The 20547-nt window shown below is 55.6% G+C and carries 18 protein-coding genes and 1 tRNA gene; 9 read left to right on the forward strand and 10 right to left on the reverse strand.

Annotation, left to right across the window (positions count from 1 at the left end; translation table 11 throughout):
* Positions 1 to 40 precede the first annotated feature (40 nt).
* The 8 genes from nuoL to RIB44_04900 all read right to left on the reverse strand — a co-directional run bounded on the left by nuoL (position 41) and on the right by RIB44_04900 (position 8284).
* Positions 41 to 2542 carry an NADH-quinone oxidoreductase subunit L gene (nuoL, locus tag RIB44_04865; GenBank protein ID MEQ8615907.1) on the reverse strand — a complete coding sequence of 834 codons (2502 nt, stop codon included), beginning with the start codon at positions 2540 to 2542 and terminating at the stop codon, positions 41 to 43.
* Between the two features lie 39 nt (positions 2543 to 2581).
* Positions 2582 to 2941, reverse strand: a complete 360-nt coding sequence (gene nuoK, locus RIB44_04870; GenBank protein MEQ8615908.1) for an NADH-quinone oxidoreductase subunit NuoK — start codon at positions 2939 to 2941, stop codon at positions 2582 to 2584.
* A gap of 79 nt (positions 2942 to 3020) precedes the next feature.
* Positions 3021 to 3629 (reverse strand): NADH-quinone oxidoreductase subunit J, encoded by a 609-nt coding sequence (locus tag RIB44_04875; GenBank protein MEQ8615909.1) that lies wholly within the window; start codon positions 3627 to 3629, stop codon positions 3021 to 3023.
* Positions 3630 to 3631: 2 nt separating this feature from the next.
* Positions 3632 to 5017, reverse strand: a complete 1386-nt coding sequence (gene nuoH, locus RIB44_04880; protein MEQ8615910.1) for an NADH-quinone oxidoreductase subunit NuoH — start codon at positions 5015 to 5017, stop codon at positions 3632 to 3634.
* Positions 5018 to 5216: 199 nt separating this feature from the next.
* Entirely contained in the window at positions 5217 to 6422 is a 1206-nt protein-coding gene (locus tag RIB44_04885) for an NADH-quinone oxidoreductase subunit D (protein ID MEQ8615911.1), read from the reverse strand.
* 53 nt (positions 6423 to 6475) lie between these two features.
* A complete protein-coding gene (locus RIB44_04890; GenBank protein ID MEQ8615912.1) occupies positions 6476 to 7006 on the reverse strand; it encodes an NADH-quinone oxidoreductase subunit C in 531 nt (176 codons plus the stop codon).
* A 43-nt stretch (positions 7007 to 7049) separates the two neighbouring features.
* Complete coding sequence (locus tag RIB44_04895; protein ID MEQ8615913.1) at positions 7050 to 7736, reverse strand: NADH-quinone oxidoreductase subunit A; 687 nt, start codon at positions 7734 to 7736, stop codon at positions 7050 to 7052.
* Positions 7736 to 8284, reverse strand: a complete 549-nt coding sequence (locus RIB44_04900) for an NADH-quinone oxidoreductase subunit I (protein MEQ8615914.1) — start codon at positions 8282 to 8284, stop codon at positions 7736 to 7738. Before RIB44_04900 ends, RIB44_04895 begins: the two co-directional genes overlap by 1 nt.
* 805 nt (positions 8285 to 9089) lie before the next feature.
* Between RIB44_04900 and csrA the strand changes: the two genes are divergently transcribed.
* The 9 genes from csrA (at position 9090) to RIB44_04945 (ending at position 19027) form a co-directional block, all read left to right on the forward strand.
* Positions 9090 to 9293, forward strand: coding sequence for a carbon storage regulator CsrA (gene csrA, locus RIB44_04905; protein MEQ8615915.1), 204 nt, complete (start codon positions 9090 to 9092; stop codon positions 9291 to 9293).
* Between the two features lie 288 nt (positions 9294 to 9581).
* A tRNA-Glu gene (locus RIB44_04910) sits at positions 9582 to 9654 on the forward strand.
* 111 nt (positions 9655 to 9765) lie between these two features.
* Entirely contained in the window at positions 9766 to 10818 is a 1053-nt protein-coding gene (locus RIB44_04915; GenBank protein ID MEQ8615916.1) for a ferrochelatase, read from the forward strand.
* 185 nt (positions 10819 to 11003) lie between these two features.
* Positions 11004 to 11300 carry a hypothetical protein gene (locus RIB44_04920; GenBank protein MEQ8615917.1) on the forward strand — a complete coding sequence of 99 codons (297 nt, stop codon included), beginning with the start codon at positions 11004 to 11006 and terminating at the stop codon, positions 11298 to 11300.
* Between the two features lie 87 nt (positions 11301 to 11387).
* A complete protein-coding gene (locus RIB44_04925; GenBank protein ID MEQ8615918.1) occupies positions 11388 to 12404 on the forward strand; it encodes an aldo/keto reductase in 1017 nt (338 codons plus the stop codon).
* Positions 12405 to 12546: 142 nt separating this feature from the next.
* Positions 12547 to 15627, forward strand: a complete 3081-nt coding sequence (locus RIB44_04930; protein MEQ8615919.1) for a carbohydrate-binding protein — start codon at positions 12547 to 12549, stop codon at positions 15625 to 15627.
* 99 nt (positions 15628 to 15726) lie between these two features.
* Positions 15727 to 16662, forward strand: coding sequence for an ABC transporter ATP-binding protein (locus tag RIB44_04935; protein MEQ8615920.1), 936 nt, complete (start codon positions 15727 to 15729; stop codon positions 16660 to 16662).
* A gap of 52 nt (positions 16663 to 16714) precedes the next feature.
* Positions 16715 to 18292, forward strand: coding sequence for a hypothetical protein (locus RIB44_04940; protein MEQ8615921.1), 1578 nt, complete (start codon positions 16715 to 16717; stop codon positions 18290 to 18292).
* A 126-nt stretch (positions 18293 to 18418) separates the two neighbouring features.
* Positions 18419 to 19027, forward strand: coding sequence for a pyroglutamyl-peptidase I (locus RIB44_04945; GenBank protein MEQ8615922.1), 609 nt, complete (start codon positions 18419 to 18421; stop codon positions 19025 to 19027).
* Positions 19028 to 19134: 107 nt separating this feature from the next.
* On the opposite strand, the gene RIB44_04950 is transcribed toward RIB44_04945, so the two are convergent.
* Positions 19135 to 19695 (reverse strand): thioredoxin family protein, encoded by a 561-nt coding sequence (locus RIB44_04950; protein MEQ8615923.1) that lies wholly within the window; start codon positions 19693 to 19695, stop codon positions 19135 to 19137.
* A gap of 283 nt (positions 19696 to 19978) precedes the next feature.
* Complete coding sequence (locus RIB44_04955) at positions 19979 to 20527, reverse strand: PH domain-containing protein (protein MEQ8615924.1); 549 nt, start codon at positions 20525 to 20527, stop codon at positions 19979 to 19981.
* Between the last annotated feature and the right edge of the window lie 20 nt (positions 20528 to 20547).

Raw genomic sequence — 20547 nt, forward strand, 5'->3', positions numbered from 1 at the left:
AGCGAGAGTCAGGTGGGAAGCCTATGCGATCGTTACGCGGCTAGCTTCCTGAAATCACAATCGTGAAGAACGCGGAGACAAACAAAACCATCGCCCCGACGACGATGAATAAAATATATTGACGAAGGCTGCCGGTTTGCAGCTTCTTAAGTAACAGTCCGAAGTCCCAAGTGCCGCGGGCGAAGGCGTTGACTGAGCCATCGACCACCGTCTTGTCGAAGACGGCGTCCACAACTTGAGAACCACCCTTTGCAGCGGAAGCGGCACCGTGAAGAATCGAATCAATCACTCCCCGGTCGAAGCTGGACGCAAACTTCGCCACCACCATCGAAGGAGCGACAAACACAGCCCAGTAGAGCTCGTCAAACCACCACTTATTCCACAGCCAACTGTGAATGGGTTTGAAGGTCTGCTTGATCTCTGCTGGGTTGAACATATCCCAACGCAACAGATACATGAGTGTGGCCAGCAACAACCCTGCGGCTGCTGTCCCGAAGGCGGCTAAGCCTGCTTTCACCAAGAAGTTGTGCGCGTCATGCTCGTTGGGAATCGTTAGACTCTCCATGAGGACGCCTTCACTGGTGGCAAGAGTCCCGACAGGACGAGCTTGGTCAAGCAAATTGTAAACGCCGAGGTTCGTCCCAGGGAAGTTCCAACCAACCGCAACTGCAAAGACCGCGAGAATGATCAGTGGCGTGGTCATCGTGCTGGGTGATTCGTGAGCATGGTCGTATCGCTGTTGGTTCCGAGGCTCACCGGCGAAGGTCATGTACCACAGTCGGAACATGTAGAACGCTGTGATTGCGGCTCCGAAAACCGGAGCGGCTAGGAGAATCGACCCGTGGAACTGATTCTTATCGAAGAAATTCCAAGCTTGCTCAATGATGGCATCTTTGGAGTAGTAGCCACTCAGCCCAATACCAGCGACAGGGATGCCCGCACCAATAATAGCCAGACAGCCAACAAGCATCGTGTAAGCCGTGATCGGCATTTTCTTACGCAGGCCACCCATTTCGGTCATGTCGTTCGTATGTACAGCGTGAATTACCGAGCCAGAACACATGAACAACAAGCCCTTAAAAAAGGCATGCGTGATTAGGTGGAACAAGCCGGCAAGCCAACCGCCCAAGCCCAAGGAAAGCATCATGTAGCCGAGCTGGCTGACCGTCGAGTAGGCGAGAACGCGCTTAATATCCGTCGCCGTGATGGCAATGGTTGCTGCAATCAGCAGCGTGATCGCACCGACGTAGGCAATCACAATCAGCGCTTCGGGAGAGAACGCGGGATAGAATCGCCCCGTGAGATAAACCCCTGCGGCGACCATCGTTGCGGAGTGAACTAGCGCCGAAACGGGCGTCGGCCCTTCCATCGCGTCGGGCAACCAAACGTGCAGCGGGAACTGGGCGCTCTTGCCCACGCAGCCGCAGAAGATTCCGACGCCAGCGACCAAGAGCAGCCACCATCCGGCGTTATTCTCTTCTCCCTCTTCGACAGTCGTGATCCGCTCACCTTCAGCCACCATGCCTTCGGTCGGCTGGATGGCGTAATCGTTCTCTTTCGTTCGGAGCTGACTGAAGATGCCGGGCTCGGCGACTTCACCGGACTCCGTCATCACTGTCTTGCCGGTTTCGTCCTGCATGTCGCCAAAAGCGAACGTGCCGACGCTAGCCCAGAGGGCCATCATGCCGATCAGCATGCCGAAGTCGCCCACGCGGTTGACGATAAACGCCTTGTTCGCGGCGGTGCTTGCACTGTGGCGTTCGATGTAGAAGCCGATCAGGAAGTAGGAGCAGATACCGACCAGTTCCCAGAAGACAAAGACCATCGCCACGTTGCCAGCGATCACGATGCCCAACATGCTGAAGCAGAAGAGCGACAAGTACTGGAAAAACCGCCAGTAGCGACCGGGCCGCTTGAGGTGGGCACCGTTGGAGAGCGTCACTTCGTGGTCAGTGAAATCGTGCAACTCGTCATGCATGTAGCCCATCGCGTAGATGTGAACGCAGGTGGCGATCAGCGTGACCATGCAGAACATGACGACCGTGAGCGTATCAATGTAGTAGCTCAGGGCCAGTTTCAAGCTGCCAAACGAAACGAGCGTGTAATACTCGCCCGTGTAATAAGGTGGCGGGCCGTTGTTGTGTTCTTCGGAATGCTCCTCGCCTTCGCCGGAACTAGCGGCGGTGAGCGTCAGCTTGGCTGAGGCGACCTCGGTACTGGTGTATTGGAACTGCGATCCCTGGGGAGCTGCCGCTTCCTCAGCACCATGGTCTTCGTCGTGGCTCTCATGATCTTCGCCTTCGTGAGTCGCGTCATGCCCGCCGTGATGGGCGTCAACTAACTCGTGATTGGGCAGCCACACGCCAAACAGGGCGATCATGCTTAGCAGGCAGCTTGTTCCGATCGAAAGTGCCGCGACATGGCCGGCCAGCTTTCCATGCGGCCCCATGTGCTTGCCGAAAAACAGGATAACTACAAACGACGCCAGGGGGATGAGCCAAGCGAAGGTAAGTAGTGTCGGCAGTAGAGAAGCAGGATCCATAGGTGTTCTTGAAGCAGGATTTCTCCCGCTGATTGCTTGTTAGCCTTGCAACTGCTCCGCACGGTCAACATCGACCGAGTCGTGGTTGTTGTAAAAGTTCAATACGATGGCGAGCGCGACGGCCGCTTCGGCAGCGGCTAAAACGATCACAAACAGCGACATCAGTTGACCATCAAGCCCAAGGGTGTTCGCGTCGTTGCGGAGGTATTTGCTACCGAACGCGATAAAATTGATATTTGCGCCGTTAAGGACCAGCTCGATCCCCATCAGGACGCCAAGGGCGTTCCTTTTGGTTGCCATGCACAACGCCCCACAGACGAACATCACCGCACCGACCAACATGAAGTGGGCGACGCCAACTGGCTCGTTCAAGAGGTGTGCTAGTGGAAGTGAGGACATGGAGTGATGGGCTATTGGAATGATGAAAAATGGAGTGTTGCGAGTTGTCGCCCTGTCTTTGAAAACAGCCGCCTACTTATCAATTGGGCAGTGCGGCTCCTGGTTCGACCTGTGTGGTTCTCTCCTCAGCAGTCCCCCGTTTCATTTTCGCACGAGCGAGATAGGCAGCACCGACCAGCACGACGAGCAAATGCACGGAAACGACTTCGAAGAATAGGAGATAACCCTGCTCACTGCCGCCATCAGTGCGAGCGCCAAGCAAGCCCATCGCAAGTGGAGCAACCGTCGCTTCGACTTCAAGCTCTTCAGCCGCGGCACGATCGATACCTCTCCATTCGGGAACACTAAACGCCACCCAGGCGAGGGTTGCCAGCAGGGCGCTACCAGCAATAAAGCCCAGGACCCAGTCACCAGCCATCGTCTTCATCTCGACGAAGCGTTCTTGGGAGGTGAGCATCACGCCAAAAATCAGCAGCACTAGAGTACCGCCGACGTAAATCATCAATTGCATCGCACCAACGAAATCAGCGCCCGCTAGAAAGAATAGGCCCGAAGTCGAGGCGAGTGAAAGTACCAGGTAGAACGCCATCCGCACGATGTTGGTTGCCAACAGGACGGCAACGGCGAAACCGCAGGCGAGGGCGGCGAACAGCAGGAAGAAGAATGAGGGCCAGTAGATGGATTCCATAGTTAGTTGCCCCCTCCGACAGAGTTGCTCATCGCAACGGTTTTCTCGCTTGGAAGCGAAACAGTCTCTTCGGAAACTTCTTCCTCCAATTCTTGTTCTGTCCCATCGGTTCCCCCCTCCGAGGCAACTTTATCGCCTGCTCGCTGCCAACCTTCGCTGACGGCATAGGTCGCTTCAGGACGATCTTGCAGGCCGAAGAGGTTCTTGTGAGGGAAGTTGTATTGCCAGATGACCGCGCCTAGGAACATTGCTGCGGCGATCGGTGTGCAGTATTTCAAGCAGGTGGTCATCACTTGGTCGATACGCAAGCGAGGCAGCGTCCAGCGAATCCACATCATGATGCAGACGCCGAGGGTCGCTTTGCCGATCAAATTCGCGGCGCCAAGCAGGCTACCGAGATACCACGCGACTGAGGTTCCTCCTGCTGTAAGTCCAAAGAACTGCATGATGCTGTCAATCACACCCGAAATTGTACTTGGCTCACCTGTCAGCCCAAGCCATTCCGTAACAGGGAACGGGCCATTCCACCCTCCGAGGAACAGGATTGATGCGAGCAAGCTCACCGAGAACATCGAGCCATACTCGGCCATGAAGAAGAAGCTCCAGCGAAGGCCGGAGTATTCCGTATGGAAGCCAGCCACGAGTTCACTTTCCGCCTCTGCCAAGTCGAACGGGGCGCGGTTAACACTTGCCGTGGCACACGTGCAGTAGACGAAGAAGGTGATAAACGTGAACGGATCGTTGAAGACCAGCCAGTTTGTGAACAGGCCTTCTTGCATGTTGCCGATGTAGACCAGATCGAGCGAGCCCACAAGAAGAACGGGAACAACCGCACACATGCCAAGCGGAACTTCGTAGCTAACCACCTGTGCCGCTTCACGCATTGCTCCGAAGAGCGACCATTTCGACGCGGAAGAGTAACCGGCCAGAATCGTGCCGAAGACTTCTAATCCAAGAACGGCAAGCACGAAGAAGATGCCGGAGTTCACGTGCTGAGCAACAAAGGGATACTCGCCCCCCGCGAAAGGTATCGCTAGGTAGGCTGCGATTGCAGCGCAAAAGCTTACATAAGGAGCGACTTTGAAGAGAAGCTTGTCGGCCCCATCGGGCATCAAGTCTTCTTTGGTGATGAGCTTCAAGCCATCGGCAAGAGTTTGCAGCCAGCCGAATTTGCCACCGACCCGCGTGGGGCCTAGGCGGTCTTGGATGCGGCCTGAGATCTTGCGCTCAAGCCAAATAAAGACCAACGCACCAACGGCAACAATGTTGATGATCAAGCCGACATGAACAAACGCTGCCAGGACAAATCCAAGCAAACTGTCACTTGCGACGGTGAGTCCAACCCACGACGCGAGCCAGTTCAAAACGGAATTGATGATTTCTGCCACAGCCTAAATTCTTTCGCGCTTGGGCGGCTCAAAAATCGTGCTTAAGAACGACTTCCAGGGGCATGGAACGGCAGGCCGGTTGCCGTGCTATCATGTCCGTTTGGAGATCGTGAAATATGGCACAAAGTCCAAAAGGTGTATAGGGTTAGCCCGGTGAAAACCACATGATTTGCCGTCTACTAGATGCGTCGTGACCGGTCTAACGATCAATCTCACCCATCACGATGTCGAGCGACCCGACGATCGCGGGGATGTCCGCGATCAGGCAACCGCGACTCAGTTCGGAGACGACCGACAGGTTGCAGAAGCAACTGCTGCGTGCCCGGAGTCGCCAAGGAATCGAATCCCCTTCGCTCACCAGATAGAAACCCATCTGGCCCCGCGGGCACTCGGTTTCAAGATAGACTTCGCCCTTGGGTAGCTTCGTTGTGAGCTTCATCGGCTCGCCATAGTCGCCTTCTGCGGTGCGGTATCGCTCGATCCCTTGGCGAACTAAGTCGATCGCTTGAATGACTTCTAACATCCGCACGTAGAACCGATGCCAGCAGTCGCCGAGGATCGCTTCTTGAGGGATCGGCGGGTACTCGTGATCCTTCGGGTAGTGGCCGTCTTGCTGGGAAATGACTTCGAAAGCGTAGCCATCGTACATGGCCGTGTAGATTTCCTCGCCGTCGCGACGCAAGTCGTGATCGATCCCGCTCCCCCGCAGCACGGCGCCGCTAGTGCCATAGTCGATGGCCATCTCACGCGACATCACGCCGATGCCGGCGGTTCGCTTGATAAAGATCGAGTTGGTGGTCAGCAGCGTATGGTACTCCGCGATCATCGGCTCGAACTGCGTGAGAAAGTCCTCGCACTTTTCTAACCAGCCTGCTGGAAGGTCGGCCGTCGCTCCGCCGGGAGTAATATAACTGTAGGTGAGTCGTGCACCGCAAGCTTCCTCAAATAGGTCGAGGATTTTCTCCCGCTCGCGGAAGGCGTAGAGGAAAGGGCTAAAGCTACCCAGGTCGAGGCCGTAGGTACCCATGCCGACCAAGTGGCTCGCGATCCGCCCCATCTCCGCAATGATTACGCGGAGGTGCCGGCCTTTTTCGGGCGGCTCGTACTTGAGCAACTTTTCAACGGTCAGGGCCCAGCCGAGATTCATGTTCATCGCGGCCAAGTAGTCCATCCGGTCCGTGTAGGGCACCCACTGCCGCGGTGTGAGGTTCTCGCCGATCTTTTCCGCACAACGATGCAAGTAGCCCATGTGAGGCGTGACTTCCGAGACGATTTCTCCGTCAGTTCGCAGCACCAAACGCAGCACGCCGTGGGTGCTGGGGTGCTGCGGACCCATGTTCACCAACATTTCGTCGGTGCGGACATCAAATTCAATTTCGCGGGGATCGTCGACCGTGGTGGACATGCAAGTCGTTGAGAGCTAGTGGATAGTTGACCTAATGAACGAGAAGCCGCTACTTACCGACCACGGATTCCGTGATACTCGAGCGGCATCTCGTAGTCTTTTCGCATCGGATGCCCGACCCAGTCTTCAGGGCAGAGGATCCGGCGGAGGTTGGGATGATCGGTGAAGTGAACGCCTGACAGATCGTAGATCTCGCGTTCATGCCAGTCGGCCGTACTCCAAATGTGCGACACTGAGGCCAGTTCCGGCAATTCACCTGGAGTGTCGTCCTTCCAGCGGGGAAGCGTCACCTTTAGCACGAGGCTGTGCTTGTGCTGCATGCTGAACAGGTGATAGACAACTTCGGTATGAGGCTCCCAAGTGGCCTTCTTTGCCTTCTTCTCATCGATGTGCAGATAATCAACCGCGGTGATGCTATTGAGGTAATCGAAAGCCAGGCTTGGTTCGTCACGCAGATACTGGCAAAGCTCGACGAGCCCATCTGGGGAAACTTCAATCCAGGGGTCGATGTTTTCAAAGTTCGAACCCGTAATGTTGTCGCCAAACTTTTGTTTGAGCTGGTCGACGAATGCTTGTCCGCTCATCGGATGTCTACTTTTCTGTTGTCCAATAACTTACTGACTTGAACTAAGCCGAGAGAATCGATCCTGCTGATCGCGCGGCACGGTCGGTGGTCTGAGTGGGCGGTGCCCGTTCAACGACCTGCCCCTTCTGGCTCTCTGTGGAACGTACCCAATCAAGGTCGCCCCGCCTCCAGACGTAGAAGAAGCCGACCATTAGCACTGAGAAGAAGACGCCAATATCAAAGATCGAGGCCTTGGCGAGCAACTTGCCAGTGTCGCGAACCGCGGCACTGGAAGCCTCAGCACTACCTTGGACGAGGTCGAGCTCCTTGGCTCGTTCAGCCGTAAGGGCAGGGAGTTCGGGCGATTCGACGCCGAGTTCCGCAAGCCGTGTGGCCGCCTGCGGTGAGAGTTCGTCAGTCGCTCCGCCAGGCTCGACATCTGCCATCACGACCGGCATGTTTGGCGAGGATAGTTGCGTTGCTTTTCCGTAGACGCTGGCCCACGGAAAGAAGAAGGCGACTTCCACATCAAAAATAATGAACAGCAGAGCTACGACGTAGAAACGGAGGTCGAACTGCACGAAGCTTGAGCCAATCGTAGGCTCACCGCACTCGTAGATTTCGAGCTTTTCTTCGTTTGGTAAGTTTGGTCGGAGAAAACGCCCGACGAGCAGGTTGACGAACAAGAAGATCGCAGCGACAGCCGCGAATAGTCCCAGGTAGGCGACGATGGCAGTTGGGGTAGCCATTATTGATTCGGCCCTCCATGAACGGGCTCAGTAATGACTTTCGATTGAGCGACCGCCGTGGGGTTAATCGAAGATCGCCCCCAGGCAACGTCCAACGGCAAGCGCGAGAAGTCAACGATGCAGCCATCACGGCTGTAGCAACTCAAGTCGTGACTCGCACCCATGAAGATGCAATCCACTGGGCAGGGCTCGACACATAGCGCACAGAACATGCACTTCGTATAGTCAATGGTGTATCCATTGATTTTAAAGCCTTTACCGCCCTCAACCTTTTCCTTGCCAATGTAGATGCAATCGACAGGGCAAGCCTTCGCACATTGGTCACAGGAAATGCAAGTCGTCAGATCAAACCGATGGAAGCCGCGGTAACGGGCGGCTACAGGAACGGGCAGCTCGGGATACTCGTAATGTTCTGTGAACGTTTTTCGATCTGGCCGATACGTCTTCACTGCTGTTCGCAGTGTCACAAACATACCGTGTCCAACGGTATAAACCGCCTCGAACACATTGCCCAGCCAAGGGAAAACTCGTTTAACGGTCGCAATCATTTGCTTCGTTTACGCTTCTCTTCTTAGAGACTAAGAGTGAGGCTGTAAGAGCCGTGGATGCACTGCATGCAAGCCCGGATTATAGATTCGTACACTGTTGCCGCAACCGCTAAGCGTTCATGTGCCGGCAAATACAACCGTAAAAATGTAAGAAGCAATCCACGATGAATCGCCTTGGGGGATTGTTCTAATGAGGCAAGCTCAGGTCGAAAGCTCGAGCGCAATCAGTTGGGACGAAGAGCTGATGACAATCCGTCGATGAGCCTAAGCCGGAGCAACGCCAACTGGATGTCTCTTGTCTTCTCCAGATATAGCGCCAGGAGTCTCGTCTTGCCAGGTTGAATACTGGCAGAAACGGGATGATCAGACTCCTCGAAGCAGTCGTTACGAACCGACCCGGCTTGGCTCAACAGTAGGCTTTGGTTCCCTCATTGACCTGCCAGGTTGTCTCTAGGAAATAGGCGTAAGTCATTGATCACATTTGGTTTACAGTTTTTTCAGTTGTGTTTTTTCGGTGATCTCACCATAAGAGACCACCTTGGTTCTGTGCGGCATGCCGCAGTACTGCCCTCTTTTGCCTAGCTTTTCCCTGCAAAAAAGGACCAATACTGCTTACGGCTTTCTTGACTCTCGCTTTTCCTCACGTAGAGTGAAACGAGGGAGTCGAGTGATCGGCGACCGTGATTTTCGCTGCCGAATGACTAGTTGTCAGTGGTAAAAAGCGGACTGGGCAGGAGGCCGCGCTGCGTAGGCGTCTGACGTGCCTATGGAATCGTCAGGTAAGGATCAGTGAAGGAATCCGAAAATGTTAGTTCTATCCCGCAAGAAGAACGAGAGTATCGTCATCAATGACGATATCACGATTGTCGTGGTCGAAATCCGAGGCGACAAAGTTCGCCTGGGTATCGAGGCTCCGAAGGAAGTGCCCGTGCATCGTAACGAAGTTTACGAAGCCATACGCCGCTCCGCGGAAGCCGCCAACGAGTCTGCTGAGCCAAACCCTTCGTAGGCTTAACCGGTCGCACTTCGCATTTTTGGTTGTACCTTCACAGATCGCCATTTTTGGCGATCTATTTTCTTTTGAAGGGTTCTCCTTCAATACGAAACAGGCGGATTCGCTGAGAAGTACTCAATTTTCTCCGGTCTGGCCGGTTGATTGCCGATGATTAGAACGGTCTTTAACGGGTGGAGGCTGTGCTTAAACGGGAAATCGCCTTGACGTTCTTCCGAAAGCCGCCACAATTCCGTTTCTGCTGGGCGTTTCGTTCTGAGAGCGAAGTCACCTCGCACACACCGCGGCCCCTTCGTCTAGCGGTCTAGGACTCCGGCCTTTCACGCCGGCAACACGGGTTCGAGTCCCGTAGGGGTCACTAAGCGTCAATTCACAATGACCAAGTCGAAATGACCAATGACATCGGCCGTAGCCGAAACGCATTGGTCATTTTTGCTTGGTCATTTGTCATTTAGGGAGCAAAGTTCCAATGAGTGATTCGTCAGAAGCTAACGCCTACGATGCCATTCTTGTCGTTTCTTTTGGTGGTCCCGAGGGCCCTGACGACGTCATGCCTTTCCTGGAGAACGTCCTTCGCGGCAAAAACGTCCCCCGCGAGCGAATGTTGGAAGTCTCTGAGCACTACCAACATTTCGACGGCGTTAGTCCCATCAACGAGCAGAATCGCCAGTTGATCGCCGCTTTGGAAGAAGAACTGGCAGAGCACGGTCCCCATCTCAAGATCTATTGGGGCAACCGGAACTGGCATCCGATGATGGCCGACACGCTGCGCGAGATGCGGGACGACGGCGTGAAACGGGCGATCGCGTTCTTCACAAGTGCCTTTAGCTGCTACTCGGGATGTCGGCAGTATCGCGAAGACATCATGCGTGCCCAAGAAGAAGTAGGAGAGGGGGCACCGCACGTTGATAAGTTGCGGATGTTCTTCAACCATCCTGGTTTTGTCGAGCCAATGGCGGAGTCCGTGAAATCGCACCGTGAGAACATCCCGGAAGAGTCTCGCGAGAGCGCTCTGCTAATGTTCACTGCCCACAGCATTCCGATGGGCATGGCCGAGAATTGCCGCTATGAAGTGCAGCTTAAGGAAGCATGTCGGCTCGTCGCAGAGATGGCGGGGCATGAGCGTTGGGAACTGGTTTACCAGAGTCGCAGTGGCCCGCCCCAACAACCTTGGCTTGAGCCCGACGTCTGCGATCGAATTTCCGAGCTGCACGAGAAGGAAAAGTTGAAGGAGTTGATGATCCTTCCGATCGGTTTCGTCTCCGATCACATGGAGGTTCTTTTCGATCTCGACACAGAAGCGGCTGAGCTTTGCAAGGAGCTTGGCATCCACATGCAACGAATACCGACCGTCGGCACGCATCCGCGTTTCATCCGGATGATTCGCGAACTGATTGTCGAGCGGATGAGCGAGTCGCCGGACAAGCCGGCCCTGGGCGACATGGGTCCCAACCACGATGTCTGCCCTGTTGATTGCTGTCTCTACACACCGCGTCGACCAGCCGCTGCTGCCGGCCAGTAGGCCTCATAATCGGAATAGTCCCTCTAGGCTACTGCGATTTCAGCCTTTTCTCACGCCGGGAAAACGCTTGCCCGCAAGACATTTCGTTTAGTGGCTGGTACGATAAGAGCTTACACGAAGCGGACCACCCGGGTCGGGGGGAGGTCCCCACGATCCGATCCAGACTATTGAGAGGAGTTGAGACGATGAAGATTTCAAAAATGATGTTGCTGATGGCACTCGGCATGTTCACCTTCGCTGGCTGCAGCGAAGCCACAAAGGACAGCATGAAGGAAGACGCAAAGAATGCTGCTGAAAAGGTTGAGGAAGGCGCGAAGGAAGCTGTCGAAGGTGCCAAGGAAATGGGCAAAGAAATGAAAGAAGGTGCTGAGGCTGGCGTCGAGAAGATCAAAGAAGGTGCAGCCGAAGTGAAAGAATCTCTCTCTGGCGAAGAATCTGCCGTTGAAGAGACTGCTGAAGAAATCGAAGAAGCTGCCGAATAGGTTGCTGACGACGGATCTAGTAATTGATAACGACAATGGCCGCGGAGACGGGTGACGCCCGACTTCGCGGCCATTATGCTTTTGTCCATGGATATTTCGTCTCAGAAGATTTCGATTGATTCGCCAGAGCTACGCACGCTTGGGCAGTCCGACATCCAAGTCTCCCCGGTTTCTTTGGGTTGCTGGCCGATCGCTGGTGTCACAACGCTCGGCACGAACGACGAGGACAGCATCGCAACGATTCGCAAGGCACTTGAGTGTGGCGTGAATCATCTCGATACGGCCTACTGCTATGGGCCGAGCGGCGAGAGCGAGAATCTGATTCGGCGGGCACTCGACCTCAATCCCAATGTCGACCGCGGGAATCTAACAATCGCCACCAAGTGTGGCATCCACTACAACGCTGATGGTAATCAGGAACAGGATGCCCGTCCTGAAACCATTCGCCGCGAATGCGACGAAAGCCTCCGTCGCTTGGGTGTCGATCACGTCGAACTCTATTACCTTCACTCGCCCGACCCAAAGCTGCCACTCGAAGATTCCGCTGGTGCGATTGCAGAGCTTGTCGCCGCAGGCAAGACGCGGCTAGCCGGGGCCTCGAATTGTCAGCTCGATCAATTGCAAACGTTTCACTCCATCTGTCCGCTCTCGGTGGTGCAGCTTCCCTACAACATGCTGCAACGGGACATCGAGCAGAAGACAATCCCGTGGTGCATTGAGAACCGCATTTCAACAGCCATCTACTGGCCTCTGATGAAAGGCTTACTCGCCGGCAAACTACCGACAGATGGCAAACTGGCCGAAGGTGACAACCGGCTTAAGTACCCGATGTATCAGGGAGAGGAGTGGCAACGGAATCAGGAGTTCGTCACTCGGCTCACAGCAATCGCCGAAGAAGCCGGCAAGACAGTCGCCCAGTTGGTCATCAACTGGACGATGCGTCAACAAGGCATCACCACAGTCCTCTGCGGAGCAAAGCGTCCGTGGCAGATCGAAGAGACCGCCGGCGCGATGGGCTGGGAACTAACCGAAGAACAAAACAAAGCAATCGCAGCCGCCCTAGCCGCTCGCGGCTTAGCCGAAGCGAATCGCCGTTTCGAGTAGCGAAGCCATACTCAATTTGCAGTTTGCCGTACTCGATCTGGGCCACATTCCGCTTCACCGTTAACCAAATCCTGGCTAGTATGAAACATTCAGCGGCTTGAGTCTCCAGCCGCTCTTTGTGTTTCTATTTTAGAGGGCAGCAGTGTTTTTCTTTTCGAGAGAGCTCAGCGCTCGGCGTGGGCTCGCAAGCTTCGTATTGCGGTATCTCGCCGCTCTAGTTGCGATAATATCCGGATACTTTCTTGGCCCGTTGCAACAGGTCCGAGCAGTCGAGCCCATTCAAGTCGGCTTTCTCTGGCACATGCACCAGCCGATTTATTTTCCGGGTGAAACGCTGACGCAGACGGACGCCGCGGGGCATTTTTCATTCAGTCCCGTGGATGTACACAACCAACGTCAGGGGCCCTACACCAGCTGGCCGCTCAATGCGATTCAAGCAGGAAGCCATTTGCCGAATTTGGGCGCTTCGGTCTCTTTCTCAGGTTCACTTATCCAGAACCTGAATCAGCTCGAAGCAACCGGTGCGAACGGCGGTAGCTGGTCGCAATGGGAGTCCTCGTACAACCAAGCCCAGTCGCTCACCACAGCAGAGGGCAACCCGCGGCTCGATCTTATCGGCTTTGGTCATCACCATCCCTTAGGGCCACTGCTGGATACGCGTGATCTTCGGATGCAAATCCGCCTTCACAAGTACACCTATGAGCAGACTTGGGGCAACGACGTGCCGTACTCGAAAGGTTACTTTCCTGCCGAGACGGCTTTCTCCTCGAGAATGATTCCTGCGCTCGTGGCCGAAGGAATCGAGTGGACGTTGTATGACAACATCCATCTCGATCGTGCGACGCAGAACTATCCTCACACCAACGCCTCGAATCTCTATGCACCCAACCGTGCCGATCAAATAAACCCTGATCCGACAACCAACGGTGGGGCGTGGGTGCAGTTGAACAACCTCTGGGCACCAAGCCAAGTGAGTGCGCCGTTCTCCTATCGACCGCATCATGTCCAACATATCGATCCGAACACTGGAAGCGTGCAAAAGCTCGTCGGAGTACCCGCCGCACGCTACGAGGGGAATGAAGATGGCCGTGGCGGCTACGGGGCCTTTCTGTACGACCAGGTGATGGATCAGTACCTGCCGTACAACACCGATCCTGACCATCCGATGCTCGTCGTGTTGCATCATGATGGCGATAACTTCGGTGGCGGCTCGGAAGGCTATTACAACGGCAATTTCCAGAACATGGTCAACTGGGTGCAGAACGACCCCGACTATAATGTGACCGTCATCCAAGATTATCTCGACAAGCATCCGGTTGACCCGAACGACGTGGTCCACGTTGAGCCCGGCTCGTGGGCGGGGGCGGATAACGGTGACCCCGAGTTCAAAAAGTGGCTGGGCGACCCTGACGCCAGCGGTTGGAGTCCCGACCGCAACTCCTGGGCAGTGCTCACCGCGGCCAAAAACCGCGTCTTCACGGCCCACGATTTGACACTTGGCGGGCCGGACGCCTTTCCGAATATGCAGGAGGTCTATCAAGGCACCGGTGGTCCCGTGTCAAAGTCCTGGCATTACCTGCTGCAGGCGCAGGCGTCGGATCATTGGTACTGGGATGGTACGGAAGTCTGGGATAGTAACGTCACCCGCGGAAGCAACCTTGCGGTGGCCCACGCAGATCAGGTTCTCAACTCATCGTCGGCTGCCGAAACCACGCCACCAACGCTGCTGCATCCCCAGCGCGAGTCCTACAACCCCGGCGGGTTCGAGTTTGGCAACACGCGTGAGCCTTCAGACTTTGAGGTTTGGACCTACGCCTATGATGTGAGCGAACTCAGCAGTGTCACACTGAAGTACCGCATCGACGGTGACGGCTTCAACCCGCTGGATTCGACGCACAACGAAACTTACGCGGGCGGTGCCGAGGTGGGCGACTGGATCAGCGTTTCGATGAACTCCAGCGACGTGCAGCCGCCGGGAAACATCACGAGCCCCACCTATCGTGCGCTCCGCTATGGTGGCATGATCGAGGGGTTGGAGGACGTATTGGTAGATTACTATGTTGAGGCGGTCGATGGGCTGGGGAACGTCGCTCGCAGCGATATCCAGCATGTCTACATTGGTGACTCCTCGATTGGCACCGACCCGACACAAGTGATCGTTAGCCCCGACCCGCTAGTCGCTGGCGAGTCTGCCCTAATTCAGTACGACCCCGCGGGAGGTCCACTTGGCGACGCTCAGGTTATCGAGTTGCACTTTGGCTTTGATGATTGGCAAGAAGTCTCGCCATCACGACTTCCACTCACCTACGACGCATCCAGCGAAATGTGGAATGTGAGCGTCCCGCTCAGCGAAACTGCCAGCCAATTCGATTTCGTCTTTACCGACGGACAAAACACATGGGACAATAACAAGGGCGCGGACTGGCACCTTCCGATCACGGGAGCCCAAGGGCCAGCCTTCGTGATGGACGGTACTCTCGACTCGGTTGCTGAAACTCTAGCAGAAGCTGGCGGCAACCACCTTTACGCGAGCGTCAACGGCAGCCTGCTCTATGTGGCCACTGAAGATGCTGGCGAAGGTCAGGATGTATTCATCTATCTGGCAAGGGACCCCGGCGACCTGCAACCAGCCAATTGGGCGAAGGCGAGTGAAGTTGCTGGCTGGGATGCGTTTCTCGCCGACGAGAACGACAACGATTACGAAGGCTGGTTCGACGCCGCGAGTGTCGTGCAGATTGCCAGCGGCAATGGGGATGGCGTCCTTGAAGGCGTGATCGACCTGCTGGCTGAATTTGGCGAGATGCCCGAAGAGATCTACTTAGCCGTCGGACGTTACGAGACGGGCGACGGTGGTCAGCTTGTCTGGTCGCTGCAAACTCCGGCGAGCGCAAACTCGGATGGAAACCTCGACGCCAGCGAGTTCTATCGCTTTGTCCTCTCGGTACTCGTGGGTGATTTCGACGGAGACGGAAACATCGATAGCAATGACCTGACCCAGTGGCAGCTAGCCTATAGCGAGACTTCAGGAGCCGATGCGAACGATGATGGCATCGTTGATGGTTTCGATTTTCTTGCCTGGCAAGCAGCTGTTGGAGCAAATAGCCAATCCTCGCTTGCTGCTCGCACCGTCCCAGAGCCCGCCGGGAGCCTTCACTTCTTGTTGGGAGTCGTTGCCGCAAGCCTTGCGAGAAATCGAAAAGCTGTTGGAAGGTTGCTACAATAACGCCAAGAGATCAGCAGAAGCGTCGAATGACTTGCTCAAAGGGTCGGCGTTTCGCTTTGCCTAGGCGTGAGTTCAACTCTTGCGACTTCCAACAACTCCATGATTCAAGTCGAAAACCTGCGCATGGAGTACGGCGACACGGTCGCCCTTGAGAATCTCACGCTCGAAATCGCACAGGGCGAAGTCTTCGGGCTCATCGGTCCCAACGGCGCAGGGAAGACGACGCTTATTCGCATCTTGGCGACACTCCTTGAGCCGACCTTTGGGAGGGTCCGCGTTGCGGGCGTTGATCTCCTGGCTGATCCGCTGGCCGTGCATCCAAAGCTGGCGTACATGTCCGACTTCTTTAGCCTCTACGACAACATGCGGGTGTGGGAATATCTCGATCACTTCGCCCGTTGCTACGGCGTCCCCGCGGAACGGCGGGACCAGCTCATTAGCGAAGCGTTGGAGCTCGTGTCGCTGGAAGTCCGACGCGATGCGGAGATCGCCGAACTCTCCCGCGGAATGCGTCAACGGATTTGCTTTGCGAAGAGCCTTCTTCACGAGCCTGAAGTCCTATTGCTCGACGAGCCCGCTTCGGGGCTCGATCCAGCCGGGCGGGTGGAGTTTCGCGAAATGATCAAGAGCCTACACGCGATGGGTCGCACGGTGCTGATCTCCAGCCACATCCTCACAGAGATGACCGGGTTCTGCACGTCCATCGGGATTCTTGAGCAAGGTCAACTCTTGGCAAGCGGCAAAGTGGATGAAATCCTCGCCCAGCTTCAATCAGGCCTGCGCCTGGAAATCGAAACCGTCGGCGATGACGGCCACGTTTCGGAATTGACGGAGCTCCTCGCCAAGTGGCAGGCTGCGGAAAACGTCACCACAAAAGAAAGCAAAGTACGGTGCGATTGGCGAGCAACCCGCCAAGAGCTACCCCAGCTACACCGAGCGATTGTCGAAGCGGACATCCCTTTAGTGTCCATGTCCGCCAGCGAGGACGACCTGGAAGAAATCTACATGCGGATCTCAGGACACAAAACGAGTTAAATCCCTATCCTCACTTAGCCGATAGCTGACAGCCAACAGCCAATAGCCACTCATGCTCGATTTCTGGAACAACCCGATGGTCGTCACCGCGTTGCGGCTGAAGTTCAGGCGTACTTCGCCCGGGTTGATTTGCGCGGGACTTGTTGTGCTGTTGGGCCTTGCGGTCGCGATCTTGAATCACAATGCCGATCGACTTCCGCTGCCCTACGGACGAATGCTGCTGCTGGTAATCGTTGGCGGCCTGTTCCTACTCTGCGGGCTCATCAGTCTTACTACCGTGAGCAGTTCGCTGAATTCAGAAGTCGCTAATCGCACCTTGGAATTTCAGAAAATTGTTTCGCTGCCGCCGCGGCAGATTCTGCTGGGAAAGATCATCGGCGAACCGACGCTTTCGTACTTTCTCATTCTCTCAACGATCCCTTTTGCAATCTTTGGCTGGTTTTTAGGCGGAGCGACGGCAGCGGTTATCGCCCTGCTTTATTTGAATCTTCTCACTTTCTGCTTCATGATGGCGGCGGTAGCGACGATCCATACGCTCAGAGAACCAACACAAAGCACAGGGCATAGTAATTCCAATGGCAGCCTCGGTTGGCTCTTTTTTATACCGATGTTCATTCTTCCGCAGGTTGCCTTCGGTGGGGGAGGGCAGGCGCTTACCAATGGCTGGTTGGCGACACCGCTCGGCTTGCTGACACCTCTGGCTTCTCTGGTGCAACTTTCCAAGGGCGATGCCTGGCTGGCGAAGGTCTCGCTTTGGAGTTTCGAACTCCCTTCGTTGGTCATCGCGCCTTTGTTCCAACTACTCGTCGCTTGGCTGTCGATTCGAGTCATGTCACGTCGCCTAGAGAATGCAGAGCGACCGCTGTTGAGCAAACCGCTGGCCTACGGCTTACTAATAGTCATCGATTTCATTGCCGCCGGTTTTGTCATGCACGAACGTGTTGCGACCGCACGCTCCACGGATGCGGTGTGGATTTTCGCAGCGATTCACCTCATCGCTGTCCTGATGCTCATCCTCTTCACAACGCCGCGGGCGGAAATGCTCAAACGGGAGATCTGGCGTAAACGAGGGTGCAGGTATTCGCCCTTGGAAATAGCGACCTCCGACCGCACTCCGATAAGCCTTAGCCTGCTCATCTTCTGTCTTATAGCAGGCCTTGTGGCGATAGTTGGCATGATGTTGCCTTCAATGACTAGCCGGTTCGGGCTACCCATCTCGTGGCCCGAGGTCGGCCAGGTGCTGTTTATCGTCTCATTGTTGACGCTCTCGGTAGGAGGATTGCTGCAGACCTGCGCAGCCTACTCGTCGAATAATAACGGCATTGCGCTCGGCCTGTTTGCCACACTCATTTTGGCTGTTGTGCCGCTGTTGACTGCTATCACGGCCAGAGTGAATCAATTGCCCGGCAACGAGAGTTTCCTGTTCGACATCCTCTTCAGCATCAGTCCGATTGCCTTCTGGATCGAGAAGTTTCAAGAGGTACCGCCTCGTATCAACTTCATTCTGCCAGTATTAGTTATGTTTTATTCCGTTGTTGGTCTCGTATGTGTCCTATTGAGGAGACGTTGGATGGAGTCTTCGCGAGTGATCGTTCGTGATAAGCTGATAGCTATGGGCGTTCAACCGTAGGACGGCCACTCTTGGCCGTCACTTACTCTAAAGGTCAAACGCAAACGGGCAGGAGTGCCCGCTCTACGGTCACTTTCCAGGGCACAAAGGATTGAATTTCCTCCCGGAGCAGTCATACTAGCGCGCATGACAAGGATCCTGCTAACGGCATTCGATGCCTACGAATCATGGACGGAGAACGCAAGCTGGCTGCTAGTGCAGCACCTCATGCGTGACTTGGCACCTTCGGCCGAGGTAACGACGCGGCTCTACCCCGTCGACTTTGGTGAGTTGCGGGAACGGCTCGCTTCCGACCTGCAAGATCAGTACGACGTCGTCCTCATGCTGGGCCAAGCGCCCGGTTATGGCGGGATTGAGTTTGAATCCATTGGGCTCAACATCGCGTTGCCGCATGGCACGCATCGTGACGAGGCTGGTCTGCTCGCTGAGGATGGCCCGGTTGCCTATCGCAGCGAATTGCCGTTAGGCGACTGGGCACGGGAACTTCGCGGCCAGGGTGTGCCGACGCAAGTTTCGTTTCACGCAGGCTCGTTCCTGTGCAATGCCGCCCTATATCTTGCCCACTACTACATTGAGCAGTTCAGCTTGCCCACCGAAGCGGCGTTCGTGCACGTGCCGCTTGACCCGACGCAGGTTGCACACGAAGTGAAACCGCAGGCTTCTCTCCCTGTTGAGATTTCCGCGGCAGCCATCGGCTGGGTCGTAGAGACACTCGGCGCGCGAACGACTGCCTAGGGTTCCGTGCGAGGCGCAGCTCGCGGGCTAGCTGAGTCTTGGAACTTGCAGTGACGCTATTATTCGACGTAGCCCGCGAGCTACGCCTCGCACGGCGCATTGCCAACTTACTTCCGCTCCGCCTTAGCGATCTCAGCAAGCTTGTTTGCCTTCGCAGCACTGGCGAGGCTGGTGTTGATGCGAGCCGTGAATTCCTCGGGCGAGACGTACCCTTCGATCTTCTCGATAACCTTGTTGCCCGGCGTCACCACGATGGTCGTGGGGTACCATTTGATGTGCATCTTCTCGACGAGCTTTGGTTGAGCGTGGCGATCGACGTAAACCGTTTCGAATGAGCCTTCTACCAGCTTTGAGATTTTTTCTTGCTTGTAGGTCTTCTCCAGCATCTTCACGCAGTAAGGGCACTGATTGGCGGTCGCGTAGACCAAGATCGGGCGGCCCGTTTTCTGAGCGGCTGTCCACGCTGCCGGATAACGAGTGAAGCGGAAGATGCCATGACGCAACGGTCGCGGCTTTTTTGTCTTGCAATCTTTGGTAGCCGATTGGTTCGGCTTCAAGGCCAAGGTGTGGATCTTGGCGGTCGTTGTCGAGGTGCTCTCAGCGGCTAGCAAACTGGAGCTCGAAAAAAGGACTAATCCCGCGACTGTACTTCTGACGAAACCAATCATCCCGACGTTCTCCACACACGATGCTCAAACCGCGCGGACTCTTAGTCATCCGCTACGGGAACGTATCGGCGTGGATGCATGCACTGCGCGGCATCCGTTTTGCTGACCTAGCTTGGCAGTCAAGACACGAAAAGACGACCGTGTCAGAGAACTTTGCCTAGTCGTTAGGGTCGCTGGGCAAGACTGGTAGCTACCTCAAAACTATTAGCCGGAGGGCGTTAGCCCCCGGTTGCTCAGGGAACCGGACGCTAACGCGTTCCGGCTAAGAAGCAGCGAACGCGTGCTAAACAGCGGCACCCGCTTCGCGCGCCTTTTGAACGCCCACAAAGACTTGGTGGGCTTTGAAGCAGGTCGAACGGAAGGCTTTTGGATGAGGCACTCCAGAGAGGCGGAAGGTTTCGATTTCGCCATTCTTAAAGACCAAATCACCCGCCGGATACCACTCCTGGCCAGGCAGAACGATTGTCTCGATCGAGTCAAACCGATCAAGCGAAACGCTCTGCTGCTCACCACCGCCATAGGGCTGTTCGACGATCAGTCGGCGATTCGTGAGCCGATACCGACGGCACGCTGAGTTTGGGAATCCCGCTACCACCAAGGGCAACCTGGGAACCAGCATGTGGAAATAGAGCGGCAGGACGAAAGGAATCGACACCAGTGCCATCAAACGTCCCACAGTAAAGGGAATCCCAAATACGGAGATTCCCAGCTTATTCGCAAACCGACGACCCCACCAACGCCCGTATGCCGTGGCACCAAGGGTGGGCCAGACGGTCATGATCGTTGCTTCACGTTCAGTAGCGGGAACAACCCCGGCGATGGCTTGGGACATGTGAGATTGGAAAGTAGAGA

Source organism: Lacipirellulaceae bacterium (assembly GCA_040218535.1).
GTDB lineage: Bacteria > Planctomycetota > Planctomycetia > Pirellulales > Lacipirellulaceae > Adhaeretor.